Here is a 25,398-nt window from a genome sequence, read left to right as displayed (position 1 = left end):
CCATGCCGACCTCGCCGCCGGTGTCCGATCACGGGGCACCTCGCCCGGGTTCTCGCGGTGTCGGGCGATGCGGACGCTTCCTCTTGGGCGAGGAGAAATGCTCATGCGACTCCCCCGCGTCGGCCTGGTGGGCGTCAACGGATACGGGCGCACCCACCTGCGGGCCGCCGCCCAGCTCCATCTCGACCGGCGCCTCGACTTCGTGGCCTACGCCGACATCGCCCCAGGTGCCGCCGAGGCCGTCGCCGAGTCCTGCTCGCACCACCCGATGGGCTATCCGTCGCTCGCCGCGATGCTGGCTGGTGAGCCGCTCGACATCGCGATCCTCGCGACGCCCATTCCGCTGCACGCGGAGATGATCGAGCAGACGTTCGCCGCGGGAGTCTCCGTCCTGGTCGAGAAGCCACCGGTGGTGACCATCCAGGACCTCGACCGGCTGGTCGAGGTGCAGCGCGGCCGTGACGTCCTGTGTCAGGTGGGCTTCCAGACCGCGCGGGCCCCCGTGACCGACGCCCTTGGCGACCTCGCGCGCACCGGCGCGCTCGGCGAGATCGAACTGGTCGCGATGATCGGCCGGTGGCAACGTTCCGACGCCTATTACGCGCGGACCGGCTGGGCGGGGCGGCTCACGCATCAGGGGCGTTACGTCCTTGACGGCACGCTGACCAATCCGTTCGCCCACGGCCTGATGAACGCCCTCATGGTCGCCGGGCGGGCTGCTGGGCGCGCGGCGGGAGATACCGCCGTCCCCGCGACCGTACGCGCCGAGCTCTACCGCTGCCGCGACATCGAGGGTGACGACACGGCAAGCGTCCGGATCACCACGACCGACGGCCACACCATCATCGCCGTCACGACTTTGTGCGCCGAAGAGCAGACCGATCCGCGGATCGTCGTCAGGGGAACCTCAGCCACCGCCACGGCGTGGTACACGACCGGGAGGCTCACGATCGACCCGCCCATGGCCGCAGGCCTGCCGGCCGACGTTCCGGGTGACCTGCCAGCACTTCATGGTCCCGTCGACCGTTCACACCTGCTCGTCGACCTCGCCGAGGTGGTGGGTGGGCGCGACCGGGAAATCCTGTGCCCGCTTAGAATGTGCCGCGGATTCGTTCTCGCCCTGTCCGGGATCTTTGAATCCGCCGGCAGACCCAGACCCGTCTCGCCACCCGCAGTCACCGCCCGTTTCGAGGAAGGTGCGCGATGGGTCGCCCTGGACGGTGTCGACGCCCTGGTCGAACGTTGTGCGCGCGACGGCCTGCTCTTCTCCGAAACCGGTGCCGACTGGGCCGCACCCACCCGAGAGTTCCCGCTCGCCGACTACACACACTTTGACCTTTTCTCATGATGATGGATCGCTACACGATCGTGGCCCGCCACGCCGTGCACCGAACCTCCGCCGACCCGCTCGAACCTCTTTCCGTCGGCAACGGCGAGTTCGCGTTCACCGTGGATGTCACCGGACTGCAGAGCCTGCCCGACTTCCACGCGGACGGAATTCGCCTGGGAACCCAAGCGCAGTGGGCCTGGCACACCGCGCCCAACCCGCAGGGTTTCGCGTTGGCGGACTCGTACGAGGACTACGAGACGCCCGAGGGGCGCACGGTCACCTACGCCACCACGGGTGCCGACTACTCCGACCCGACGGTCACCCATCGGGCGAAGGAGGCGCGGCAGTGGCTTCGGCAGAACCCGCATCGGATCGACCTCGGCCGGATCGGGTTCGTCCGGGCCGACGGCCGTGGGCTGCGGGTGTCGGAGCTGGCGGCGATCAGTCAACGCCTCGACCTGTGGCGCGGCCGGATCGAGAGCCGGTTCCTCCTCGACGGGACGCTGGTCGAGGTGGCGACGACCTGCGACCCGGAGCTCGACCTGATCGCCGTGCGCATCGAGTCGGCGCTCCTCGCCCGGGGCGATCTCGCTGTCGCCGTACGTTTTCCGTACGCCCAGGGCGACTGGAGCGAGCCGTGCGACTGGAACTCCGCCGCGCTGCACCACACGGAGGTCTCGGTCCGCGGCCGCCACGCCCACATCCGCAGGGTCCTCGACAGGGACGTCCACCATGTCGGGCTCACCTGGTCCTGCGGTGCGCACCTGAAGCAGACCGGGCCGCACGAGCTCGTCCTGAGGACCGACGGGATCGGCGCGCTGGACTTCACGGCGGGCTTCTCCCCCACTCCGTTTGCCGGGACACCGCAGACCGTGCAGGAGACTCTGACGGCGGCCGAGCTGTTCTGGGCGGAGTTCTGGGCGACCGGCGGCGTCGTCGACTTCGGCGACAGCACCGACCCGCGCGCGGAGGAGCTCGAGCGGCGGGTCGTGCTCTCGCAGTACCTCACCGCCATCCACTGCGCCGGCTCGACACCGCCGCAGGAGACCGGACTCGTCCAGAACAGCTGGCGCGGGAAGTTCCACCTCGAGATGCACTGGTGGCACGCGGCCCACTTCGCACTGTGGGGCCGCACGTCGCTGCTCGAACGCAGCATCGGATGGTACGAAAGGATCCTCCCCGTCGCGCAGGAGTACGCCAGGGTGCAGGGTTACGCGGGTGCCCGATGGCCCAAGCAGGTGGGCCCGGAAGGACGCGAGAGCCCCAGCGACATCGGAGCCGTCCTCATCTGGCAGCAGCCGCACCCGATCTATTTCGCCGAGCTCCTGTGGCGGGCGCGGCCCACCCGGCGGACCCTGGAACGTCTCGCACCACTCGTGTTCGAGTCCGCGACATTCATGGCGTCGTACGCGAGTTGGGATCCGCGACGGGAACAGTTCGACCTCGGGCCTCCGCTCGCGTCGGCGCAGGAACGCGCGTTTCGTGCCCGGCGGGAGGCGCGCAACCCGGCGTTCGAGCTGAGCTACTGGGCCTGGGGGCTGCGGACCGCGCAGGCCTGGCGCGAGCGTCTCGGCCTGCCGCGGATCTCGCTCTGGGACTCGATCGCACGTGGGCTCGCGCCCCTGCCGGTGCGGGACGGGATCTACGTCGAGCTGGAGCATCCGGTGACGCTGCCCGAGGGGCACCCGGCGATGGTCGGGGCGCTGGGGTTCGTTCCCGACACCGGCCTCGTCGACCACGCACGGATGCGCGCCACGTTGCGCCACGTGCTGGACCGCTGGGAGTGGGACGAGACGTGGGGGTGGGACTTTCCCCTCCTCGCCATGACGGCGTGCCGGGTCGGGGAACCGTCGCTGGCGGTCGACGCGTTACTCCTTGACGTGCCGAAGAACCGCTATCTCGGCAACGGTCACAACTTCCAGCGGCCGAGGACGCTGCCGCTCTATCTACCCGGCAACGGCGGACTGCTCTACGCCGTCGCGATGATGGCGGGCGGCTGGGACGGTGCGCCGGAAGGACCCGCGCCCGGGTTCCCCACCGACCAATGGCGCATCCGTTCCGAAGGCTTCTCCCCCGCCCCCTGACCCGTGATCATGATCGTGATCATGAAGGTTGCGGGCCTATGGACGACTTTCCTTCATGTTCGTGGGCACGCGCGCCCCTGCTCCGGCGCGAAAGGGGTCAGGCGCGAAGGAACGGCATGCCGAGCAGGACCGGCTCTGGGCGCCCGGTGGCCTCGCTGGCCGCGGCGGGCGTTTCGCCGGAACCACCCGAACCCTTCCTGCTTGCTGCCCAGAGGTCACCAGCCCGCGTCCTGCGTACGCCGAGAACCGGTCCGTCGGCCACCAGGTGATGCGGCGCGGCGTAGGTCACCGCCACACGGACAAGGTCACCGGGCCGGATCGTGCCCTGGGCGTCATCGGCCACCGCACCTACGGGCACCGCACCGTCGGGTGTGAAGTGGACCAGGCGGTTGTCGGGCGCGCGGCCGCTGAGCCGCCTGGTCGCGGCGTCCTTGCGGCCCTCCCCTTCGGCGACGAGGACCTCGACCTCCCGGCCGACGAGCGCGCGGTTCTCCGCCCAGGCAGTTTCCTCGACCAACTCCACCAGCCGTTCGTACCGCTCCTGCACAACGGCTTTCGGCACCTGGCCGTCCATGTCGGCGGCGGGTGTGCCCGGCCGCTTGGAGTACTGGAACGTGAACGCGCCCGCGAACCTCGCCTCGCGCACCACGTGCAGGGTCTGCGCGAAGTCCTCCTCGGTCTCGCCCGGGAAACCCACGATGATGTCCGTCGTGATCGCGGCGTCCGGCATGGCCTCGCGGACCTTCCGCACGATGTCGAGATAGCGCGCCTGCCGGTACGAACGCCGCATCGACTTCAGCACCGAGTCCGAGCCCGACTGCAGCGGCATGTGCAGTTGGTGCATGACGTTCGGCGTCTCTGCCATCGCGGCGATGACGTCGTCGGTGAAGTCGCGCGGGTGAGGCGAGGTGAACCGCACCCGCTCCAGCCCGGAGATCCCGCCGCACGAGCGCAGCAGCTTCCCGAACGCGAACCTGTCACCGAACTCCACGCCGTAGGCGTTGACGTTCTGCCCGAGCAGCGTCACCTCGAGCACACCTTCGTCCACCAGGGCTTGCACCTCGGCCAGCACGTCACCGGGGCGGCGGTCCTTCTCGCGCCCCCGCAACGCCGGCACGATGCAGAACGTGCAGGTGTTGTTGCACCCGACGCTGATTGCGACCCAGGCGGCATACGGCGACTCCCGGCGCGATGGCAGCGTCGACGGGAACGTCTCGAGGTAGTCCTTGATCTCGACCTGCGCCTCGCCGAGCACCCGCGCGCGTTCGAGCAGGACCGGCAGCGAGCCGATGTTGTGCGTACCGAAAACGACGTCGACCCACGGCGCGCGGCGGACGATCTCGCCCTTGTCCTTCTGCGCGAGACAACCCCCGACCGCGATCTGCATCCCTGCGCGCTCCGCCTTGGTGGGCGCGAGGTGGCCGAGGTTGCCGTAGAGCTTGTTGTCGGCGTTCTCGCGTACGGCACAGGTGTTGAGCACGATGACGTCGGCGGTGTCACCGGCGGGAGCGCGGACGTAGCCCGCGTCCTCCAACAGGCCGGAAAGCCGCTCGGAGTCGTGGACGTTCATCTGGCAGCCGAACGTACGGACCTCATACGTACGGCCGCCCGCGACGGCTCCGGCGGCGTGACCGGTGTCGAGAACGTCGGGAAGCGAGGATTCGGTGCGTTGCGTCATGACCGTCCCAGGGTACGGCTCCGGTCCGGGCCGGCCGCAGGAGGCAGGTGCCCGACAAGGCGACCACGCGCACCACCTTGCCGTCACGATCGGCAGATGGGTTATCACGATGAGTGACCGGCGACGCGGCCTGCCGACGATCTGTAATGCAGTCGGGTTACGGTCCGCCCCGCTGTGTCGCGCACCGGAGCGCGGACAGGGTACCTTGCCCTGTCATGACTGACACGAGCGAAGAGATGCCCGCCGCCCAGGCGGCGAACGGGCGTCCGTTGGTCGTCCTCGACAACGTGCAGAAGTATTTCGGAGAGCTGCACGTGCTCCGCGACATCAACCTTTCCGTCCATGCCGGCGAGGTCGTCGTGGTGATCGGACCGTCCGGCTCGGGCAAGTCCACGCTCTGTCGCGCCATCAACCGGTTGGAGCCGATCGACTCGGGCGAGATCCGCCTCGATGGTCAACTGTTGCCGGGCGAAGGCAAGGCCCTCGCCCAACTGCGGGCCGATGTCGGGATGGTCTTCCAGTCGTTCAACCTCTTCCAGCACAAGACCGTGCTGCAGAACGTCACCCTCGGACCGATCAAGGTACGCAAGAAGTCCAAGGCAGAGGCCGAGGAGAAGGCCACCCAACTCCTCGAACGGGTCGGCGTCGCCAACCAGGCGGACAAATACCCCGCCCAGCTCTCCGGCGGGCAGCAGCAGCGGGTCGCGATCGCCCGCGCGCTGGCCATGGAGCCCAAGGTCATCCTCTTCGACGAGCCCACCTCGGCGCTCGACCCCGAGATGATCAAGGAAGTGCTCGACGTCATGGTCGATCTCGCCCACGGCGGCATGACCATGGTCGTCGTGACCCACGAGATGGGATTCGCCCGCAGCGCCGCCGACCGGGTGGCGTTCATGGCCGACGGCCAGATCGTCGAGGAACGTACGCCTGAGGAGTTCTTCACGAACCCGCGTTCTGATCGCGCGAAGGACTTCCTCTCCAAGATCCTGCAGCACTGAAGACCCTGCTGCACACCGAACCTTCGCCTCACGCGGGGCCCTGCAAGGCGAAGCCGACCAAGGCCCGAGGCCGAACGAGTACGAAAGACACCGAGAAGGGGACGTCATGCGAATGAGTAAGTTGCGGTTGCTGGGGGTGGGCGCCGTTGCCGCGCTGGTCCTCAGCGCCTGTGGTGGGGGAACCGGCGTCGACGTCGAGGTCGCCGACAACCCCGAGTTCGCCTCCGGTACGACGATGGCGAAGCTGGCGGACGCCGGCAAGATCACGATCGGCGTCAAGATGGACCAGCCCGGCATCGGTTACAAGGAGCCGGGCGCCGACGCGCCGACCGGGTTCGACATCGAGATGGGCAAGGTCATCGCCGCCAAGCTCGGTGTCGCGCCCGAGGACATCACCTGGAAGGAGACGGTCTCGGACAACCGGGAGCCCTTCCTCCAGAACGGCACCGTCGACATCGTCCTCGCGTCGTACTCCATCAACGACGAGCGCCGCCAGGTCGTGGGTCAGTACGGCCCGTACTACATCACCGGCCAGCAGCTCCTGGTTCGTGAGGAGGACAAGGACCGGATCACCGGGCCACAGCAGCTCGCCGACGTCAAGACCTGCTCCGTGACGGGGTCGACGTCGCTTGACAAGGTGGCGGACGACTACGGCGCGAGCCCCGTGCCGTTCGACACGTACTCCGACTGCGTGAACCAGCTGCTCAATGGTTCGGTCGACGCCGTGACGACCGACGGCGCCATCCTGCTGGGCTACGCCGCGCAGAAGCCCGACGAGCTCGAGGTCGTCGGCAAGGCGTTCAGCGAGGAGCGGTACGGCATCGGCTACACGCACGGTGACACGGAGATGTGCAAGTTCCTCGACGAGACCATCCAGGGAGCCGTCGAGGACGGCACCTGGGCGGAGGCGTTCGAGGCGACACTCGGCGAGTCGGGTGTGAAGACCCCCACTCCGCCGAAGCCTGACGCCTGCGAGTAGGACAACCCGGTCGGTGCCCGGCGTGACGACGCGCCGGGCACCGACACGTTCGCGCGACGAAGGTGAGGAAGAGCTGCCGTGTATCTGTCCGAGCTGGGATCCCGCCTGATCGACGGATTCTGGTTAACCCTTCAGCTCCTCGGGTGTTCCCTGGTCATCGCGACCGTGCTGGGAACCCTGCTCGCTGCCATGCGGGTCTCACCGATCGCACCGCTGCGCGCCTTCGGCACCAGCTACGTCAACGTCTTTCGCAACACCCCGCTCGTCGTGCTGTTCATCATCGCCGTCGTGGGACTCCCGGCACTCGGACTGCTGAGAGACGACTTCCTCTGGGGGAACGCGTTCTTCTGGCGCGCGGTGACAGCACTCTCCCTCTACACGGCCGCGTTTGTCTGCGAGGTCGTGCGGTCGGGCATCAACACGGTCCAGTCCGGTCAGGCCGAGGCGGCCCGCTCGCTCGGCATGACGTTCGGCCAGACGCTCGGCCTCGTCATCCTGCCGCAGGCGTTCCGGGCCGTCATCCCACCGTTGGCGAGCGTCTACATCGCCCTGACGAAGAACACCTCGGTCGCCGCGGCGTTCGGCGTCACAGAGGCGACTTACCGGCTGAGTGACCTGATCGAGGACTTCCCCGGTTCGCTGGTCTACAACTTCATCGGCATCGCGGGCGGCTACATCGCGATCGTCCTGGTGATCTCGGGGATCGCGGCGATTCTCGAGCGGCGTGTGGCGGTGGCGCGATGAGTGCGGTGCTGTTCGACGTACCCGGCCCCAAGGCTCTGGCCCGACAGCGCATCTACACCGCCGTCGGCACCCTCGCCATGGCCGCGGTCCTCGCGTGGGCGCTGTGGAAGTTGTGGGACACCGAGCAGATCACCCCGGACAAGTGGGCGGCGTTCACCAAGCCCCTCATCATCGGTGCGCTCGCCGAAGGTCTCGTCACCACGCTCAGCGCGGCCGCCGTCGCCATCGTGCTCGCTGTTGTCTTCGGCGCGGTCTTCGCCGCTGGCCGACTCTCCGACCACGCATGGCTCCGCGTGCCGAGTGTGGCGATCGTGGAGTTCTTCCGAGCGGTCCCGCTCCTTCTGCTCATCCTGTTCATCTTCTTCGGGTTCGGTAACATCTTCGGTCCCTTCTGGGCCCTCGTCATCGGACTGATGCTCTACAACGGGTCCGTCCTCGCCGAGATCTTCCGGGCCGGCATCCTGGCCGTGCCGCGCGGGCAGAGCGAGGCGGGTTACGCGATCGGGTTGCGCAAGTCGCAGGTCATGGCGCTCGTCCTGGCTCCGCAGGCGGTTCGGTCGATGCTGCCCGCGATCATCAGCCAGTGCGTGGTCGCCTTGAAGGACACCGCGCTCGGCTTCGCGATCGGCGCACCTGGCATCGTCCGCGTGGGCGAGCAGATCTACGTCTCGCCGCTCTACAACAACCCGCTGACGGTCGGGATCGTGCTCGCCGCCATCTTCATCGTCATCAACTACGGCCTCGGCCGGCTTGCCCAGTGGCTCGAGTCACGGATGCGCCGCCAGGGTCGCCGGGTCGTCCCTGTCGCTGCCGTCCCAGGTGCCGGTCCTGATGCTGGAGCTTCCCGCGGCGACTGACGAGACGATGTCGAGCGTTGGATGAGGGGACCCCTGCGCCAATAGGTTCGTGTCAGGGGTCCCCCTGTCACACGTCAACTGGTCCACCACGACGTGACCGACGACGTGGCGTGGGGGCCGGGTACGGTCACGACGCTCGACGATGCGGGCGGAAGCGAGCACGCTGAGCCGACCCCTCGCGTCACCGTCGCTCCGAAAGGCTCACGCGACCATGCCCCGCCTCGCATTCGTGCCTCGCCAGCTCGGAGTTCTCCTCACTGCCGGCGCCCTCCTGGCCACGACGCTCACCGCCGCCGCTGCGGGTCCTGCGGGCGCGGCACCCGCCACGACACCGTCGACGTCCGCGGAAGGCGCCGGGACCAGCCAGGCGGAGTGGGCGCGCCGGGCCACAGCCTCCTACGACGCGCTCCAGGATTACCTCTACCTGGGCGACGGACAGCATCACCTCTACCAGGAGAAGTACCCGCGCGAGGACACCGACAACGCCTTCTCCTACCTCTGGCCGGTCCGGGAGGCCACGGCCGCCACGATCGACCTGACCGTCGTTCCGGGGTCGGGACGGACGTACGACGATGACGTGCGGGACAGGTTCTCGGCCCTGCAGGCGTACTGGAACACCGACCGCGAGCCGCCCGGCTACGCCTCCTACGTCGTGCCACCGCTCGGCGGCGGGGGCGACCTGTTCTACGACGACAACGCGATCGTCGGGCTGGAGTTCGTACGGCATTACCGGCTGACCCACAAGGCGTCCGCACGGCAGCGGGCCGAGCAGGTCTTCGAGGTACTCACCCAGGGATGGGACACCGACGCCTCGCATCCCTGCCCTGGCGGGATGTTCTGGGTCGACGCGTCGTGGACCTCCATCCGGGCGGCCAACGTCACCGGGCTCGCGACCGAGCTGGCAGCCCACCTCTACGAGATCACCGGAAAGCGGAGCTATCTCGACTGGGCGGACCGACTGTATACGTGGAACCGCACCTGTCTGCGATCGCCAGAAGGCCTGTACTGGAACGACATCGGCCTCGACGGCACGGTCAACCCCACGCTCTGGATCTACAACTCGGGCGCGATGATCGGTGCGGGAACGCTGCTCTACCGCGCCACCGGAGACCGGGACTACCTCGAGAGCGCCGAAGCCGACGCGACGGCCGCACTCGATCACTGGACGGCTGAGAACCGCTACTTCGACCAGCCGGCAATCTTCAACTCGATCTTCTTCAAGAACCTCCTCCTGCTCGACTCGGCCGCGCACGATCCGCGTTACCGGGCAGTCGTGGAGACCTACGCCGAGCACACGTGGGCCAGCAACCGCGACCCCGCCCTGGGGCTGTTCCGCTTCCCGCCGTCGGGCGGCGGCCCGTACGACCCGTCGTACCGGCCGGAAACACTGGAACAGTCCGCTGTCATCCAGACCTTCGCCCTGCTGGCCTGGAAGTCCCGCGACTACCGCTTCGCCGCGTGAAGCGGGGGAAGCGACGCGAGCGACGCGAGGTCCTGAACGGACCTGACAGCGGAGCTGGCGTCAACGGCGTGCGAGAAGGCGGCGGAGGATATGGCGAACGAACGGCAGTACAGGTTCCGGTCTCGCGTCATCGCCACGCGAGGTGTCCGGGAGTACCGGCAGACCATCCCGAGCGTGGTCAGACCCGCGGACTCGGTCCTCGAGATCGGCTGCGAGTGGGGCACCACGACGGCGTTACTTGCCCAGCACACGCGGAAGGTCATCGGGACCGACATCTCATCGGTCTGCCTTGACCACTGGACCTGATCTGCCCTGGTGAATTCGTACGCGGGTCTCTTTCAGCCGCGCACGATCGTCGTCAACAGCGGAGCGTTGAAGAACTTCGCCGAGCGGTGCGTCGCCTGGTCGTGACCGGCGCGCTGGCGGTCACTGAACGCAGAACTCGTTGCCCTCGGGATCGGCCATCACATAGTGATATTCGGGCCACGGGCCCCATGTCGCGTCCTGCTTGTGGATCACTGTGGCGCCGAGAGCGACGATCCGCTTCATCTCGGCGTCGACCTCCTGCGGCTCCGCCCGGCGGCCTTCCGCGCTGTTGATGTCGAGGTGGACGCGGTTCTTCGCCTGCTTTCCTTCCGGCACTCGCTGGAAAAGGAACCGCGGCCCCACACCGGCGGGATCTTCGGCGAGTCCGCGGCCAGCCAGGTTTTCGTCGGTGAGGCCGGCGGCTAGCAACATCTGCCTCATGTCCTCGGGAAAGTCCCGCTTCTCATAGCCCAGAACCGCAGCCCAGAACGTCGACATCCGGTCGGGGTCTGCGCAGTCGAACGTGACGTTGCCGATCTTCACGGGAGCTCCTCACTCGCGGCCCGCGGTCGCGGCCCGCGGTCGTGGCCCGCGGTCGTGGCCCGCGGTTGTGGCCTGCGGTCGTGACCTGACCATAGGACAGGTCACGGACAGAATGAGACCGCAATTCGCGAGTGGCTGCGAACGCCCGCCCGTCAGGCTCTTCCTTTCCGAAGGAAGGCTCAGAAGAAGTCGCGCATCCACGGAGTACGCCCGGCGAACGCCCGGTCAAGCGCGCGGAGATCGGCCTCGGTCGCCCCGGCCACCAGACCGACCCTGCTGAGCCGGCGCGGGTTGGCCCAGCCGGTGTAGAGCGACGCGAGCTGGCCGACGCCCAGCTTGACCTCCCCTCGCCCGCCGGGTTCGAGGATCGCCTGGCCGTCCTTGACCCTCAGGACGTGGGCGCCAGAGTTCCACGGCGCTGTGTCATCGGTGAGGGCAAGGTGGACCTCGACGTCGACCGAGTCGTCATATCCGCGTGCGGCGATCGCTCCCGGCGCATCCACCAACCGGGACATCCAGCACCACCCCCACCCAGCCGGTCGCAGGTCACGTTCACCCACCAACATGGACAGGGCGAACGAATGGGGCGCGATCAACTCGGCGACCTCGGCAACGGGATGGAACGCGCCCAGTAGGCGTAGGAGCGTGAGCTCCGCGTCGAGATCGACGGCGACCAACTGGCGGATGGTCAAGGTGAAGAAGCCACGATCGTCCGCCGCGTCGCCGCGCTCGACGATGACCAGCCCGACGAGACCGCCGTCGCGTTCGGCGACGTAGGCGTCCTGATCGACCGGCTTGCCCCCGAGGAGACGTCGGGCCGCGAAGTCCGGCCCGTGCCACAGGTTGCCGGGCTCGTCCCGCGACACTTCCTCGTGGAGTTCGCGGAGCGCCGGCAGATCTCGCTCCTCGACGCGGCGCGTCGAAGTCGGGCGCGCGGGCCTCGGTAGCGCGATCAGAGCACGGAGATCCAGCTTGTGCTCGGGGTAGCTTCCCGCGACCTCCCAGCCGTGCCGGCGGTAGAGCGTGTGGTTCATCGGAAAGAGTGTCGAGAGCACCTCGCCGCGTTCGCGCATCTGCCCGAGCGCTCTGCGGATGAGGGCGCTCGCCACACCCCTCCCCCGGTACGCCGGATCGACGGCCACACCGCCGACGCCCCCCATCGGGACCCGACGCCCGCCGAACCACTGCCCGAGCTCCCAGACCGACAGCCTGCCGACGATCTCGCCGCCGTCGGTGGCAACGAGCCGGCGGTCGAGCGGGACTCCCGCGCGGTCCGCTTCCTCGTCGTACGCAGAAGACCGGGCCGCGAAGCCCAGCTGGCCGACCCGGTGCATCGGTTCACGGTCGCCGTCGAGAGCTGTCCTCACCTCTATTGCCATAACCCGGAACGCTAACGGGGCCGGATGCGCCGAGGCGACCGGGTTGTCCGGAGAGCCAGCGGTCCGCCCGGCTGACCTGGGACGGCATGATCCACTCAACCGCCGGCACTGCCGGGCGACTCAGCGGGATCGTCCATCGTGTCGACGGCCATGGCGAACTGCTCGACGGCCGCGCGTTCCTCCTCGTCGGCATCATCGGCCAGGGCCTCGCGGACGACGCGGAGAGCCACGCCAGGCGAGTAGCCCTTGCGAGCGAGCATCCCCACCAGCCGCCGAACCCGGGTCTGGCCGTCGAGACCTCGCGTCGCCACCAAGCGCCGGCTCACCAGCGCTCGTGCCGTCGCGAGCTCTGTCTCCGGGGACAGCTGGTCGACGGCCTCACCGACCTCGGCGTCACCCACCCCCCGCCGCCGGAGCTCGTGCGCGAGGGCCCGCCGCGCCAACCCACGGCCGGTGTGGCGCGATTCGACCCAGGCGCGGGCGAACGCGGCATCGTCGATGAGGCCGACCTCAGAGAACCGGCCCAACACCTTCTCGATCACATCGTCGGGGACGCCTCGCCGCTCGAGTGCCCGTGCAAGTTCGGCGCGTGACCTCGGCTGAACGGTGAGCTGCCGGAGAACGATGGCACGGGCAACCTTCTCGGGATCCGCATTCGCCCCCTCACCCGCACCATCGCCACGCAACAGCTTCTTCGCCCTAGAAGTCCTCTGGCTCATCGGCAGGAGCGTCGACCTGCGGACCGATGCCGAGCTTTTCCTTGATCTTCTTCTCCAGCTCTTCGGCGAGGTCCGGGTTGTCCTTGAGGAACTTGCGGGCGTTTTCCTTGCCCTGCCCGAGCTGATCGCCCTCGTAGGTGTACCAGGCACCGGCCTTGCGGACGAGACCGTTCTCCACCCCGAGGTCGATCAGGCTTCCCTCACGGCTCACGCCCTCACCGAACAGGATGTCGAACTCCGCCTGCCGGAACGGCGGGGCCATCTTGTTCTTCACCACCTTGACCCGGACCCGGTTGCCCACGGCCTCCTGAGAGTCCTTCAGCGTTTCGATTCGGCGGACGTCCAGGCGCACCGAGGCGTAGAACTTCAACGCCTTCCCGCCCGTCGTCGTTTCGGGAGACCCGAACATCACGCCGACCTTCTCGCGGAGCTGGTTGATGAAGATCACCGTGGTCCTGGAGGAGTTGATCGCACCGGTGAGCTTGCGGAGCGCCTGGCTCATCAGCCGGGCCTGCAGGCCGACGTGACTGTCGCCCATCTCGCCGTCGATCTCTGCCCGCGGCACAAGTGCCGCCACCGAGTCGACGACCACGATGTCGAGCGCGCCGGAGCGGATCAGCATGTCGGCGATCTCGAGCGCCTGCTCGCCGCTGTCGGGCTGGGACACCAGGAGCGCGTCGGTGTCGACACCCAGCTTCTTGGCGTATTCCGGATCGAGCGCGTGCTCGGCGTCGATGAAGCCGGCGACACCTCCGCCACGTTGGGCGTTCGCCACCGCGTGCAGCGCGATGGTCGTCTTACCGCTGCTCTCCGGTCCGTAGATCTCCACCACGCGCCCGCGCGGGAGTCCACCGATGCCGAGGGCGACGTCGAGCGCGATCGCGCCGGACGGGATCACCTCGACCGGGGCGCGTCCCTCCTGTCCGAGGCGCATCACCGCCCCCTTGCCAAACTGCCGCTCGATCTGGGCTATCGCCGTATCGAGGGCCTTCTCGCGGTCTTGACCTGCCATGCTCGCCATCCCGGTCGGGTCGGGGGCTCGCCGGGAACCCCGGGTCTTTTTCTGCGCCCTGTCCTTGGGTGCACTGTCTCTGTGCGCTCTGTCTGCCACGACCACGACGTTAGAGGTAGCCACCGACATCGATCATGGTGGCCGACACACCTGTGGACGATGCAGCCGTTTCGAGCGTTGTGGACAAAACCCGCCACCTTGCCGGCGGGACCTCCGTACCACACTACGACTCTATGGCGAACACGTGTTCGAAGGCCAGCGACACGCCGGGGACGCGCGCTCAGCGTTCGGACGGCGGCAGCTCGAGTGCGCGCCAGACAGCGCGCCAGACGTCCTTGGCGTCCCACCCGGCGTCCAACGCCTGTTGGACGGTACGCTCACCCAGGTCGGCGAGGACGTGATCACGCGCCCAGGTACGCGCATAGGTGTCACCCAGATGCTGGTCCATCCTTCGCCAGAACTCCGTCAGCCGCACCCACCCAGTATCCGACATGGGCACGAAACACCCATCCGGGCGTACCACCACGGCGAGACCGGCACCCCGGACTGGCGTACGAATGTCCGCAGGCGGACCATGGAGCGGGTCCACGGACACGGAGCCGCGCGGCGGGCAGCGGCCGTATCGACGGGCCAGGACAGGCGTGAACGCCGGCGGCCGAGTAGTCCGCCGGCCACCCGAGGAGGACCTCATGCAGTCGTGTGTGCTGCTCAAGTACGGCGAGCTGGCACTGAAGGGTCGCAACCGCTGGCGGTTCGAGGAGACCCTGCTGCGCAACCTCGACAACACCCTCGCCGATCTCGGCGACATCTCGGTTCGGCGGCGCTACGGCGTCCTCGTCGTCAAGGGCGCTCCCCTACCGGTCCTCGTCGAACGTACGCAGGCCGTCCTGGGACTCGCCCTCGTCCATCCCGCGGTCATGGTCAAGCCGTCACTCACCGCCATCGAACGCGGCGCTCTGGACCTGCTTCGTCCGTACGCACGAGACAACCGCGACGGCCACGGGTCTGCCACCCGCGCCACCAACGCCGCGACAGTCGGCATTACCAGCGGCACCAACCACGGCCCGGCAACGTTCGCGATCCGTCCGCGGCGGCGCTGGAAGGGGTTCGAGATGCGCTCGCACGCGATCGCGGTCCGCCTCGGCGACCGCGTGCGAGCCGAACTCGGGCTTGAGGTCGACCTGCGGAACCCCGACGTCGAACTCGGCATCGAGATCGACCGGCACGAGGTCCTGCTCTACACCGAGAAACTGCCAGGTCAGGGCGGCCTACCAGTCGGCGTCAACGGGCGGGCACTGACCCTGCTGTCCGGCGGCTTTGACTCGCCGGTGGCCGGCTACCGCACGATGCGGCGCGGACTCGCGACCGACTATGTGCACTTTTCCGGCATGCCGTTCACCGGTCCCGAGTCGGTCTACAAGGCGTACGCCCTGGCGGCCCGTCTCGACCGCTACCGCGGTGGCGGCTCGCGGCTGTGGGTGGTGTCGTTCGGCAACGCCCAGCGCTCGCTCGCCACGGCGGGCGCCGGCAAGCTGCAGGTCCTGGCACAGCGCCGCCTGATGGTGCGCGTGGCGTCCCGACTCGGCGCGAAGGTGGGCGCTCAGGCGATCGTCACCGGCGACTCGCTGGGGCAGGTGTCCAGTCAGACGCTGCCCAACCTGGTGGCGGTGGAGGCGGCCGCGGAACTGCCGTTGCTGCGTCCGCTGCTCGGCTGGGACAAGACCGAGATCGTCGCCGAGGCCGAGCGGATCGGCACGGCGGAGATCTCGAAGATGCCCGACGAGGACTGCTGCACGTTGTTCGCGTCGCCGCTCGCGGAGACCAAGGCCCAGGTGAGTGCGCTCGAGAAGATCGAACGCCGCCTCGACCTCGAACCACTGGTCGACGAACTGATCTCCGCCGCGACACTGCACGAGTTCGCCGTCAAGGCCGATCACGCCGCCGCCTGACGCGAGGTCGGAACGCTCAGCGAGAAACCGCCGCCGGCCCATGATCATGAAGGAATCTCGGCACGTGTGCCCACTTTTCCTTCATGACCACGAACATGATCACCCCGGTCCACGTCGGGGAGCGCCGCAGTGAAGGAGACCCTTCGCGGGGTCACTTCAGCAGGACCTGCCCGATCCGCCGCGACGCGAGCCACAACCCGGCGACGGCCATCGCCACCAGATAGCCGACACTCACCAACAGGTCCCACGACAGTGACCCCAGCGTGAGGCTCCGCAACAGCACCACTCCGTGGTACAGCGGCGTGAGCTGGACCAGGAACTGCCCGACCGGTGGATAGGCCGAGAGCGGGAAGAACGTCGCGGACAACAAGAACATCGGCAGGATCGCGAGGCTGACGAACTCGAAGTCCTGCCAGCTACGCATGTACGTCGTCCCCGCCATGCCGACCGAGGCGAAGGCGAACCCCACCAGAATCGCGGCCGGCAGTGCCAGCACCGCCCACCACGAGGCGAGCAGTCCCATGACGAGCATGGTCACGATGAAGGCCGCGGCGTAGAGCCCGCCGCGGATGAGGGCCCAGATCACCTCACCTGCCGCGACATCCCATGGTCGTATCGGGGTCGCGAGCACGGCGTCGTACAGCTTCGAGTACTTCAGCTTGAAGAACAGGTTGTACGTCGTGTCGGCGATCGCACCGTTCATCGCACTCGAGGCCAGCATGGCCGGAGCGATGAACGCCGGATAGCTCACCAACCGCCCGTCCACCACGAACCCGTCGACCAGCTGCGAGATCCCGACTCCGATCGCCAGCAGGTAGAACAGCGGCTCGAAGAAACCCGACACCAGCACCAGCCAGTCGTGCCGGTAGACCATGAGGTTGCGTTCGACCAGCAACCACGCCCGCCCGCGCGGCGGGGGTAGCGGGACCATCCGCAGGACCAGATCGGCCATGGGCACACGCACCTCCACCTACGTGACGAGCCGGCGCCGGAACCCCCGCGCCGCCCACCACACGCCCACGCCGATCCACAGGCACAGGTAGCTGACATTGCCGGCCACCCACCACCAGGTGGGCTCGCCCAGGGTGAACATCCGGGCCAGGTGGACGCCGTGCCACAGCGGTGTGGCGTAAGCGACCGGCTGGGCGGCCACCGGCAGCTGGCTGACCGGGAAGAACGCGCCGGAGAACAAGAACATCGGCAGGATGGCGAACCGGAAGTACATCGAGAAGATCGTGTCGCGGTCGGTCGTCACAGCCATCGCGAACGTCGGCGCCGCGACCGCGAGCCCGGTGAGCAGCCCCGCCACGACGGCCAGAACTCCCCACGGCGAGGCAACGGCGCCGAACGCGGTGATCACCGCGAGGTAGACGACGCAGGTGGTGAGCACCCGGAACGCGACGAAGAGCAGGTGCCCAACCAGCACGTCCGCGACGCCCAACGGCGTCGCCAGCATGGCGAAGTAGGTCTTGAACCACTTCCAGCCACCCATCACGGGGTACGACGACTCGAACGACGCGGTTTGCATCGCCGTGGCCGCGAGCAGGCCGGGCGCGATGAACTGCAGGTACGTCTGGCCACCCAGCGCCGACCTTCCCTCACCCGCATCGACGTACGCACCGAGGCCAAGGCCCATCGCGGCGAGGAAGAGCGACGGTACGAGGAAGCTCGAGATGATCGTGCCGCGCCAGGTGCGCTTGTACGACACCATCCAGTACTCGTACGCACGCAGGGCTCTGTCCCACCGGGCCGACCGCGTTCGGGCTGTCACCATGCGAGGTCCCGGTCAGTCGACGAGCGTACGGCCGGTGAGGCGGAGAAAGACGTCTTCGAGGGTGCTCCGGCGGACCAGAAGGCCCTGCGGTGCCAGGCCGCGCTTGTTCACGGCGTTGGCGGCGGCGTCCCCGTCGTAGGTGTACAGGAGTACACGGTCGGGCAGGACCTCGATCCGGTCGGCGAGGTCGGCGACCTTCTCGGCCGCACTCTCCTGCCCGCCGACCCCGAACCGCAACTCGACCACCTCCCGGGTCGAGTGGGCGCGGATCAGGTCGCCCGGCGAACCCTCGGCGACGATCCGGCCCTTGTCCATGACGACCAGCCGGTCACAGAGCTGCTCGGCCTCGTCCATGTAGTGGGTGGTGAGAACCAGCGTGACCCCGCGCTGCTTCAGCTGGAACAACCGGTCCCACACGAGATGCCGTGCCTGCGGGTCGAGCCCGGTCGTAGGCTCGTCGAGCAGCATGATGTCGGGATCGTTGACGAGGGCTCGGACGATGGTGAGTCGGCGCTTCATCCCACCCGACAGGTCCGCGACCTTGGCGCTCGCCTTCTCCGACAGCTGGGCGAAGTCCAGCAGCTCCGTTGCCTTGTCGGCACACGCCCGCCTGGACATGCCGAAGTAGCGGCCGTAGATCACGAGGTTCTCCCGGACCGTCAGCTCCTCGTCGAGCCAGTCGTCCTGAGGGCACACGCCGAGCCGGGCCCGGATGCGGGAACCGTCGACGACCGGATCCATGTCGAGGATGCGGAGGCTCCCGCCGGAGATCGGCGACACGCAGCCGATCATCCGCATCGTCGAGCTCTTGCCGGCACCGTTCGGCCCGAGGAAGCCGAAGACCTCACCAGCTGACACCTCGACGTCGATCCCGGCAACGGCGACGAACGAGTCGAAACGTTTGTACAGCCCCCGCGCCTCGATGAGCGATCCCACCGCGTCCCTCCCCGGACGTCGCGGCTGCCCGGCCCCTGCCTGCCCCGCCCGACCGGACGACCCTGCAACGACTGTAATCGCGGATCCGGCGGGTGCCAGTCGATGCGACACCGAGATCAACGCGGACGACGGCCAAGAATGATCAACGGTGGCGAATTCGGACAGTGCCGGACGCGTGTCCGAATTCGCCACCGTTGATCATCTTGGCCGGGCTGCTCGAGGAACCTAGTCGCCTGACCAACGGGACAGCTTGCGCGCGACCGTACGAGCCCTGTCCGCGGCCCCGGGCGGCAGGGCGGCGATGGCGCGGAACGCCTGCCGGTGCAGCCACGGCTCCGACGTGACCCGGGCGACGACCCGCCGCGGAATCGCCCGATACGCGATCCCTCTGACGCCGACGATCCGCCCGCCCTGCACGACCGCCGTGCCGATCGGGATCGCGGGCTGCCGTCCGGACGGGTCCGTACGCAGGGACAACGGGTGCCGGCCCGACGGCAGGGTGGTCACGTCATTGAACGCCAGGACCGCCTCCTGCGCCGGTTGGATCCGGCCAGGCAGAGTCCGGGACGACCCGGCCCTGCCGATCACGACCTCGACCTCGCGTGGACCGGTGCCGGGCGCCGCCTGCACGGGTACGGCGAGATGCAGCTGGGCACCGCGCGCCTGCAGCGGACCGATACCGCGCGCGGCGAGCTCGCCGGCGAGGCTCTGGTTGCGTTCGTCGATCTCCAGCGACAGCTGGCCGAGCGGGAGGGTACGGTGCGGGACGATGATGCGCGACGGGTTGCCGACGACGGCGGGGATCAGCGCGCCGTCCCATCGAGAGCCGCCGTCGATGGTGAGCCTGACCGCCCGTCCGAGGCCGAGTGACCGGATGGCGACCCACATGTCGTAACGGCCCGGCTCCAACGGCGCTCCACCGGCAAGGGTGCGGGGGTCGAACGTCGCCGTACCCGCCAGCACCACCTGGTAGCAGTCCTGGCGCCCCGCGCCGACCGGAACCAACGTGGCCCGCAGTGTCGTCGGCGCGAACCACCACAGGTTGGTGTCGCGGTGGAACACGCGTACTTCTGCGGTCGCGTCCGCGCACGGATCGCCGGCGTCCCAGGAGTCGATCGTGGACAGACCTGAGACCAACGACGGGTCGACCTCGAACCGCCCGCCCCGCTCCACGATGACCACCGGCGAGCCGTCAGCATGCAGGAGGCCGGCCCGCACGTCGGCGCACAGAGAGCTGTTCTCCCAGCGCAGGTCGTCGACGGTGGCGAAGCCCCGGACGTTCTCGCAGCGCCGGGCAAGCTCCATCAGGCCGTCGAGCCGGTCACGTTCGAGAAGCGCCGCGCGGAGCCGCATGATCGGCGGGAGGCCGGCCACGACCTCGCCACCCGCGAACCTTCCGTCGCTGCCGGCGAAACAGGCGAACGCGAGTTCACGGACGACCCGGAAGCCCTCGTTGCGGTAGCCGTCGGAGTACTGCAACAGCCGCGGCTCGCACAGCCTGCGCATCATCTCGATCCGGAAGAAGCGGCGCAGCAGTCGGTTGCGGAGCTCGCCTGGCTCCGTACCGGCCTTCACCGCGTCGATCACCTCGCGGAGATTGCCGTAGTAACCCCGCATCGACGACCGGGTGCTGCTGCTGTTCCCGCGGTCGTCACGACGGTTCCAGAAGTAGCAGGCGTAGTCGCCGACGATCGAGACGGTCTTGGCCCGAAGGTACGCCTGCACCATGAACAGCTGGTCTTCCAGCCGGCGCTTCCCTTCGGGGAACCGCAGGTCGTTGTCCTGCAGGAACGAACGACGGAACATCTTGTGCGGACTCACGCTCTCGATCAGCGGAGCGTCTTCGATCGTGCAGCGTTCGACGTTGCGGGCGAACACATGACTCGGAGCGGTCATCGTGCCGGCCACCTTGCCCAGCACGATGTCGCTGGAGTTGCGTGCTCCGATGGCGTACATCCGCTGGAGCGCCTCGGGCGCCATCTCGTCGTCCTGGTCGACGAACTGGACGTACTCGCCGCGTGCCTGGTCGACGCCGACGTTGCGAGGCTTGCCCGGCCAGCCGGAGTTTTCCTGGTGCAGGACTCTCACGTGCGGGTGTTCGGCCGCCAGCTTGTCGAGGCGGGCGGGCGAGGCATCGGTGGAGCCGTCGTCGACGAAGACGATCTCGTACTCCTCCGGCGTGAGGCTCTGGTCGAGCAACGAGTCAACACACCGGTCGAGATAGGGACCCGGGTTGTAAACGGGCACGACGACGCTGACCTTGATCATGAATCCCCCGCAAACCTGTGGTCCGCTCGACTCCTGCGCGTGAGCTTTGGCTTCCCGCTGGGTCCCCTACTCAAACCGGTCAGGGGGCACAGTCAGTGGCAACTGGGAACAAGGAGTTATCGAGCCGTTAAACGACCAAGTCCGAAGCGCGCGGAATGTCCCAGAAATGAAGGTCTGGCGGGGCAGGTCAGGTGTCGCGGGCGCTGGTGCTGCTGGTGGTGAGGTCGTCCGCCGCCGCGTCCCGGCCTGGCACCTCGGCAGCGTCGGACGGCTCGGCAGGGTCGGACAGCTCGGCAGGGTCGGACAGCTCGGCAGGGTCGGACGGCTCAGTCGGATCCTCGGTGTCCGTACCGCCCTCAGTGTCCGTACCGTCCTCGGCGACCATCTCCTCCGCGACGGGCTGAAGGACGGCGCCACGTCGTGGACCTGCCCCGTGTTCACCGGACCACTCCACATCGGCGGCGGCGATCAGCGCGTCGGCGGCGGTGTTCCATCGCTCCTGGGCGGGTGGCTCGTCGGGACCGAGCAGATAGGCCCGCGCCACGTCACGGTCCCGGGCGAGTGGGTCATCGGACAGGATCGTGTCGACGACCTCACCGATGTCGGCGCCCGGATTGAGCAGGTAGGCGGAGCTGGTGCTGGGGAAGGTCGCGCGGAACGTCTCCTCCGAAAGGCCCTTGGGGTTGGCGACGACGCACGGCTTGCCGGTGCTCAGGAAGTCGGACACGACGCTCGACACGTCCGCGATCATGAGATCGGTCTCGTTGTAACACTCGAAGAGGGTGGGCAGGCGGTCCGAGACGACGACCGGGCGTCCGGCGTAGGCCGCCCGGTAGATGGTGTGCCACTCCCCCTGCAGGCGCTCGGCCTCAGCCGGCGGAAGATCGGGATCGGCCAGCTGAGCGGCGATCATGTCCAGGCGGGACTGTTGGTCGGCGGCGACCGCGCCGTGGCGGTCGGCGGCGGCCTCGATCATGGCGCGGATCTCCCGATCGGCCCGCGCGGCCACCGGGTCACGGGTGCCGGTGAGCGGATGCGGCTTGTAGATCAGCCGGACGGGGACGCTCGACTCGAGCAGCCGCCGGACCAGCTCCGGGCCCATCACCGTCAGCGACGTCTGGAAGTGATCGTCGGTCCAGCCTTCCCAGGTGGGCAGGTAGAGCACGGTGAGCGGTCGGCCTGGGCCCGGCGTCGGCACGGGTCCGCTCCGGCGCTCCAGGACGTCGAGCTGGGGTCGGCCGACCTCCACGATGTCCTCGTCGCGTACGCCCACCTTGGCGCGCGCGTAGCGCTCCCTGCCGGCGGAGCCCGCGACCCAGATCTGGTCGTAGACCTTACTGAAGGGGTTGAAGCTCGCCACCTTGTCGCTGTCGCCGTGGCCGATGAAGACGTGCTTGATCCGCGGCTCGCGGAGGAAGTGGATGTTGTTGCCGACGTTGGAGACATAGAGCGCGATCCGCGCGTCGGGCAGGGCGAAGTTCATCAGGTCGACTCCGCGCGGGATGCCCACGATCGGGACAGTGGTGCGGCCGAGGTTGCGCACGGCGTGCCGCTGCCGGACCACCACGACGCACGGCTGCGGCATCCGCTCGAGGGTCTGCAGCCACATGTCGGCCTGGTAGAGCTCGTTCGCGGAGCCGCTGAAGTAGAGCACCACCTCAGGACCGTGGGCGTGCAGGGCGTCGCTCACGCCGTCGAGTAGCCGCTGGCTGTGAGGACGCCGGCCCAGCAGGACGAGCTGGCGCACCAGGAGAAGGCTCGCGACCGCGACCGTGCCGGTGTAGAAACCGACCATGAGTCCGAACGACCAGAAGGCGTTGGTGTAGACGCTCACCGCGCCCGCGATCATCGGAAGCAGGCCCAGAGCCATCAACCGCAGGGCAGCGTCGTCGGTGAGCAGCTTCGGTAGCTCAACCGGACGCAGGTCCTCCGCCATCTCGATGCCGCGCACTTCCACGGGAGGGAGGGTCCGGCGGCTGACCAGGGTCAGCAGTCCGAGATAGCCGATCCGGCAGACCGGGATGGCGAGTGCCACGACGGTGATCGCGAGAAGCTCGGCCCGGTTCATGTCGCGGTTGGCGTCGGTGATGGCCACCAGGAGCAGGAACAGGAAGATCTGGGCGAACGCCCGGTGGGAGATCCCGATCTGGGCCCGACGCAGGAGCAGGACCACCGGGCGGTACCGGCGTTCGACCAGCACGTCGACGGCCGACGCGACCAGCAGCACCAGCGCGAACAGCAGCGGCCGGGCCAGGACAGCAGTCACGACCAGGCCGGCATAGCTCGCGATCAGGGCAGCCAGTGCGGCGATCAGGGCCCCTCGTGGAGCGAGCACGTGCAACACGGTGGAATCGTCTCCCGGATGTCGTCGACGGCGGTGGAAGCCATGCCGGTGTCGTGGCGCGGACCCTACTCCGACCCTGGCGTCAGGTCAGGCATCGGTCCTTTGCCGTCACAGCCTGGCGCATGCGTTCGAGAGCCGGTGGTTCAGGGGGGCCGAGGATCTGCTCGCGCAACGCGGCACGCTCGTCGACGGCCGGATCGGCGCTGCCCCGCCCGGCGGCGAGCAGGCTGGCCAACCCGTGCCCGTCGGGGTCGACGAGGTAGCCCCCACGGCTCGAAGGGTAGCGCCCGACGAACTCCGCGCCAGAGAGGCCCGCAGGGTTGGTGACGGCGTAGGGGCGTCCGCTGGCCAGGAAGTCGGTGATGAGGCTCGAGACGTCGCTCAGGAGAACGTCGGCAGCGGCGAAGCATGCCTGGACGCTGAAGTGGGGACCCGGCGCCACCACGTGGCCACGGTGTACCGGCTCGGGGGTGCTTTCCGGTGCGTCCGCTGCGTACGGCAGGGCGGGCGTGTACGGCGCGAGCTGTTTGGCGGCCCACACATCGAGGGCCGCCAGCTGTTCGGCGCGGGAGGTGAGCACCGGCGAGCGGGCCACCTCCAGGTCGTCGCGTGCATGGGCGTACGCCTCCGCGGGAGCGACGGGCGCCGGCACCTCCTGCGCCCCCAGGAGGTCGAGGATCTCCCGATGGGCGCGTACGACGGCCGGGTCGCGGGTCCCAGCGAGCGGATGGGGCCGGTAGATGACGCGGACGTCGGGCTCGGCGAGGAGCAGCCGGACGAGAGTGACTCCGCACGAGCCGAGCGAGCTCTGGTGCGGCTCGTCGCCGTAGCCCTCCCAGGTCGGTGCGTAGACCACGGTCAGCTGCTCGGGCTGCACCTCCCGATGAGTGGTGACGAGGGCGTCGAGCTGCGGGCGTCCGATGTCGAGGACCCGGGAGTCGTCGATGTCCAGGCCGGCGGTGCGGAACCGTTCCCTGGCGCCGGGACCCGCCACCCAGATCTCGTCGTACGCCTTGAGGAACGGGTTGGTCGTCACCGCCTTGTCGCTGTCGCCGTGTCCGATGAAGACATGGCGGACCCCCTTGCGCCGCAACAGGTGCAGGTTGTTCGCGGAGTGGGCGACGTACATCGCCACGCGTAGCTGCGGTAGCGGCTGGCCCATCAGCACCGTTCCGTGCTCGATGCAGAGCACGGGTATCCGGGTGGGGCCGAGCGCCCGCAGGCTCTCCCGGTCACGGAGGATCAGCAGAGCCGGGACGTCCAGGCGCTCGAGGGTCTCCACCCACATCTCGAGTTGGTAGAGGGTCTGCGGAGCTCCGCCGAAGTAGAGCGCCACCTCCGGGGCAACCTTGTCCAGCGCCCGGTTGACCGCCGCCTCCAGCCGCGGTTTCGTCACCCGCCGCATGGCGAGCGCCGAAAACCCCAGGAGTCCGGCCGCCACCGCGACGAGGGTGACCGCCAGCACCACGCCGACGAGGAGCAGCGGGTACGCACCGGAAAGCAGGCCGAGCGCGGCTCCGGCCGCGAGCAGGACGTCGGGGCAGCCCAGCGACAGCGGAAGGTACTGCCCGACCACGGGGTGCGGAGCGCTCGGGATCTCGACCGGGGCGAGCGACAGCCCGCGGGTCACGACCGGCATCCTGCGCTGGCGGTGGACGAGCTCGGACAACGCCATGCCGGCCGCCCGCAGCGTCACCACTGCCAACACGCCCGCGACCGCCGTCACGAACCAGCCGGACGGCGAGTCGGACCGGGCCAGGAGGACGACCACGGACAACCCGTAGAGCAGGCCCCGCCACGGCGCGCCCGCGCCGACCCGACCGGCGGCCCAGGCGAGGAACGGTGCCCGCCACCCGACCGCGACCTCCAACGCCGTGACCAGCAGAGCGGCCGGAAGAAAGACGACCGGCAAGGGCACCAGGGCGGCCGCGACGAGGACCGCGTACGCGGCGGCGAGTCCGGCGGCCAGCCCGATGCCGGTCCGGTCGAGCCTCGGCGAGGGGACTCGTTCGGTGACCTGGATGGTCTGCACGGTT

21 protein-coding genes are annotated in these 25,398 nt (G+C 68.7%); 9 read left to right on the top strand and 12 right to left on the bottom strand.

Annotation, left to right across the window (positions count from 1 at the left end):
• Positions 1-103: 103 nt before the first annotated feature.
• Together ABNF93_RS05620 and ABNF93_RS05615 are read left to right on the top strand one after the other, a co-directional pair.
• On the top strand, positions 104-1,348 hold the full coding sequence (locus ABNF93_RS05620; RefSeq protein ID WP_349326464.1) for a Gfo/Idh/MocA family protein: 1,245 nt from the start codon (positions 104-106) through the stop codon (positions 1,346-1,348).
• 2 nt (positions 1,349-1,350) lie between these two features.
• On the top strand, positions 1,351-3,414 hold the full coding sequence (locus ABNF93_RS05615; RefSeq protein WP_349326462.1) for a hypothetical protein: 2,064 nt from the start codon (positions 1,351-1,353) through the stop codon (positions 3,412-3,414).
• 97 nt (positions 3,415-3,511) lie between these two features.
• Here ABNF93_RS05615 and miaB read toward each other — a convergent pair whose 3' ends face one another.
• Complete coding sequence (gene miaB, locus ABNF93_RS05610; protein ID WP_502877545.1) at positions 3,512-4,984, bottom strand: tRNA (N6-isopentenyl adenosine(37)-C2)-methylthiotransferase MiaB; 1,473 nt, start codon at positions 4,982-4,984, stop codon at positions 3,512-3,514.
• Positions 4,985-5,328: 344 nt separating this feature from the next.
• Between miaB and ABNF93_RS05605 the strand changes: the two genes are divergently transcribed.
• The 6 genes from ABNF93_RS05605 (at position 5,329) to ABNF93_RS05580 (ending at position 10,438) form a co-directional block, all read left to right on the top strand.
• Positions 5,329-6,090: an amino acid ABC transporter ATP-binding protein gene (locus tag ABNF93_RS05605; RefSeq protein ID WP_502877544.1), complete on the top strand. Its 762-nt coding sequence runs from the start codon at positions 5,329-5,331 to the stop codon at positions 6,088-6,090.
• Between the two features lie 106 nt (positions 6,091-6,196).
• Positions 6,197-7,069, top strand: coding sequence for a glutamate ABC transporter substrate-binding protein (locus tag ABNF93_RS05600; protein WP_349326460.1), 873 nt, complete (start codon positions 6,197-6,199; stop codon positions 7,067-7,069).
• 78 nt (positions 7,070-7,147) lie between these two features.
• Positions 7,148-7,813 (top strand): amino acid ABC transporter permease, encoded by a 666-nt coding sequence (locus ABNF93_RS05595; protein WP_349326459.1) that lies wholly within the window; start codon positions 7,148-7,150, stop codon positions 7,811-7,813.
• Positions 7,810-8,670 (top strand): amino acid ABC transporter permease, encoded by an 861-nt coding sequence (locus ABNF93_RS05590; protein ID WP_349326457.1) that lies wholly within the window; start codon positions 7,810-7,812, stop codon positions 8,668-8,670. The genes ABNF93_RS05595 and ABNF93_RS05590 overlap by 4 nt, the downstream gene beginning before the upstream one ends.
• A gap of 211 nt (positions 8,671-8,881) precedes the next feature.
• Positions 8,882-10,132: a glycoside hydrolase family 76 protein gene (locus tag ABNF93_RS05585; RefSeq protein ID WP_349326455.1), complete on the top strand. Its 1,251-nt coding sequence runs from the start codon at positions 8,882-8,884 to the stop codon at positions 10,130-10,132.
• Positions 10,133-10,222: 90 nt separating this feature from the next.
• Entirely contained in the window at positions 10,223-10,438 is a 216-nt protein-coding gene (locus ABNF93_RS05580; RefSeq protein WP_349326454.1) for an SAM-dependent methyltransferase, read from the top strand.
• 120 nt (positions 10,439-10,558) lie between these two features.
• On the opposite strand, the gene ABNF93_RS05575 is transcribed toward ABNF93_RS05580, so the two are convergent.
• The 5 genes from ABNF93_RS05575 to ABNF93_RS05555 form a co-directional block, all read right to left on the bottom strand.
• Positions 10,559-10,981 (bottom strand): VOC family protein, encoded by a 423-nt coding sequence (locus ABNF93_RS05575; RefSeq protein ID WP_349326452.1) that lies wholly within the window; start codon positions 10,979-10,981, stop codon positions 10,559-10,561.
• A 179-nt stretch (positions 10,982-11,160) separates the two neighbouring features.
• Entirely contained in the window at positions 11,161-12,348 is a 1,188-nt protein-coding gene (locus ABNF93_RS05570; RefSeq protein WP_349326450.1) for a GNAT family N-acetyltransferase, read from the bottom strand.
• Positions 12,349-12,455: 107 nt separating this feature from the next.
• Complete coding sequence (locus ABNF93_RS05565; RefSeq protein ID WP_349326449.1) at positions 12,456-13,079, bottom strand: regulatory protein RecX; 624 nt, start codon at positions 13,077-13,079, stop codon at positions 12,456-12,458.
• The gene (gene recA, locus ABNF93_RS05560; protein ID WP_349326448.1) at positions 13,060-14,091 is read right to left on the bottom strand and encodes a recombinase RecA; all 1,032 of its coding nucleotides are present in this window, start codon (positions 14,089-14,091) and stop codon (positions 13,060-13,062) included. The genes ABNF93_RS05565 and recA overlap by 20 nt, the downstream gene beginning before the upstream one ends.
• 280 nt (positions 14,092-14,371) lie before the next feature.
• Positions 14,372-14,566, bottom strand: a complete 195-nt coding sequence (locus ABNF93_RS05555; RefSeq protein ID WP_349326446.1) for a DUF3046 domain-containing protein — start codon at positions 14,564-14,566, stop codon at positions 14,372-14,374.
• Positions 14,567-14,780: 214 nt separating this feature from the next.
• Here ABNF93_RS05555 and thiI point away from each other — a divergent pair, with 214 nt between their 5' ends.
• Positions 14,781-16,040 (top strand): tRNA uracil 4-sulfurtransferase ThiI, encoded by a 1,260-nt coding sequence (gene thiI, locus ABNF93_RS05550; RefSeq protein WP_349326444.1) that lies wholly within the window; start codon positions 14,781-14,783, stop codon positions 16,038-16,040.
• Positions 16,041-16,191: 151 nt separating this feature from the next.
• Here the strand turns inward: thiI and ABNF93_RS05545 are convergent, their stop codons facing one another.
• From ABNF93_RS05545 to ABNF93_RS05520, 6 genes are all read right to left on the bottom strand, one after another.
• Positions 16,192-16,992, bottom strand: coding sequence for an ABC transporter permease (locus ABNF93_RS05545; protein WP_349326442.1), 801 nt, complete (start codon positions 16,990-16,992; stop codon positions 16,192-16,194).
• Positions 16,993-17,010: 18 nt separating this feature from the next.
• The gene (locus ABNF93_RS05540; RefSeq protein ID WP_349326440.1) at positions 17,011-17,814 is read right to left on the bottom strand and encodes an ABC transporter permease; all 804 of its coding nucleotides are present in this window, start codon (positions 17,812-17,814) and stop codon (positions 17,011-17,013) included.
• A 12-nt stretch (positions 17,815-17,826) separates the two neighbouring features.
• Positions 17,827-18,750 (bottom strand): ABC transporter ATP-binding protein, encoded by a 924-nt coding sequence (locus tag ABNF93_RS05535; protein ID WP_349326439.1) that lies wholly within the window; start codon positions 18,748-18,750, stop codon positions 17,827-17,829.
• 225 nt (positions 18,751-18,975) lie between these two features.
• Positions 18,976-21,018, bottom strand: coding sequence for a glycosyltransferase (locus ABNF93_RS05530; RefSeq protein ID WP_349326438.1), 2,043 nt, complete (start codon positions 21,016-21,018; stop codon positions 18,976-18,978).
• Positions 21,019-21,205: 187 nt separating this feature from the next.
• A complete protein-coding gene (locus tag ABNF93_RS05525; RefSeq protein WP_349326437.1) occupies positions 21,206-23,353 on the bottom strand; it encodes a CDP-glycerol glycerophosphotransferase family protein in 2,148 nt (715 codons plus the stop codon).
• A 91-nt stretch (positions 23,354-23,444) separates the two neighbouring features.
• The gene (locus tag ABNF93_RS05520) at positions 23,445-25,394 is read right to left on the bottom strand and encodes a hypothetical protein (RefSeq protein ID WP_349326436.1); all 1,950 of its coding nucleotides are present in this window, start codon (positions 25,392-25,394) and stop codon (positions 23,445-23,447) included.
• Positions 25,395-25,398: the final 4 nt, after the last annotated feature.

This window comes from Actinopolymorpha sp. B9G3 (assembly GCF_040120725.1).
GTDB lineage: Bacteria > Actinomycetota > Actinomycetes > Propionibacteriales > Actinopolymorphaceae > Thermasporomyces.
The sequence above is the reverse complement of the archived record's forward strand: the minus strand, read 5'-3'. Positions and strand labels throughout refer to the sequence as shown.

Excerpts from the sequence above, each read along its gene's own strand:
- thiI (WP_349326444.1), top strand. The coding sequence starts at position 14,781 with ATGCAGTCGTGTGTGCTGCTCAAGTACGGCGAGCTGGCACTGAAGGGT.
- recA (WP_349326448.1), bottom strand. The coding sequence starts at position 14,091 with ATGGCAGGTCAAGACCGCGAGAAGGCCCTCGATACGGCGATAGCCCAG.
- ABNF93_RS05530 (WP_349326438.1), bottom strand. The coding sequence starts at position 21,018 with ATGATCAAGGTCAGCGTCGTCGTGCCCGTTTACAACCCGGGTCCCTAT.
- ABNF93_RS05590 (WP_349326457.1), top strand. The coding sequence starts at position 7,810 with ATGAGTGCGGTGCTGTTCGACGTACCCGGCCCCAAGGCTCTGGCCCGA.
- ABNF93_RS05620 (WP_349326464.1), top strand. The coding sequence starts at position 104 with ATGCGACTCCCCCGCGTCGGCCTGGTGGGCGTCAACGGATACGGGCGC.
- miaB (WP_502877545.1), bottom strand. The coding sequence starts at position 4,984 with ATGAACGTCCACGACTCCGAGCGGCTTTCCGGCCTGTTGGAGGACGCG.
- ABNF93_RS05585 (WP_349326455.1), top strand. The coding sequence starts at position 8,882 with ATGCCCCGCCTCGCATTCGTGCCTCGCCAGCTCGGAGTTCTCCTCACT.
- ABNF93_RS05580 (WP_349326454.1), top strand. The coding sequence starts at position 10,223 with ATGGCGAACGAACGGCAGTACAGGTTCCGGTCTCGCGTCATCGCCACG.
- ABNF93_RS05545 (WP_349326442.1), bottom strand. The coding sequence starts at position 16,992 with ATGGCCGATCTGGTCCTGCGGATGGTCCCGCTACCCCCGCCGCGCGGG.
- ABNF93_RS05600 (WP_349326460.1), top strand. The coding sequence starts at position 6,197 with ATGCGAATGAGTAAGTTGCGGTTGCTGGGGGTGGGCGCCGTTGCCGCG.
- ABNF93_RS05605 (WP_502877544.1), top strand. The coding sequence starts at position 5,329 with ATGCCCGCCGCCCAGGCGGCGAACGGGCGTCCGTTGGTCGTCCTCGAC.
- ABNF93_RS05615 (WP_349326462.1), top strand. The coding sequence starts at position 1,351 with ATGGATCGCTACACGATCGTGGCCCGCCACGCCGTGCACCGAACCTCC.
- ABNF93_RS05540 (WP_349326440.1), bottom strand. The coding sequence starts at position 17,814 with ATGGTGACAGCCCGAACGCGGTCGGCCCGGTGGGACAGAGCCCTGCGT.
- ABNF93_RS05565 (WP_349326449.1), bottom strand. The coding sequence starts at position 13,079 with ATGAGCCAGAGGACTTCTAGGGCGAAGAAGCTGTTGCGTGGCGATGGT.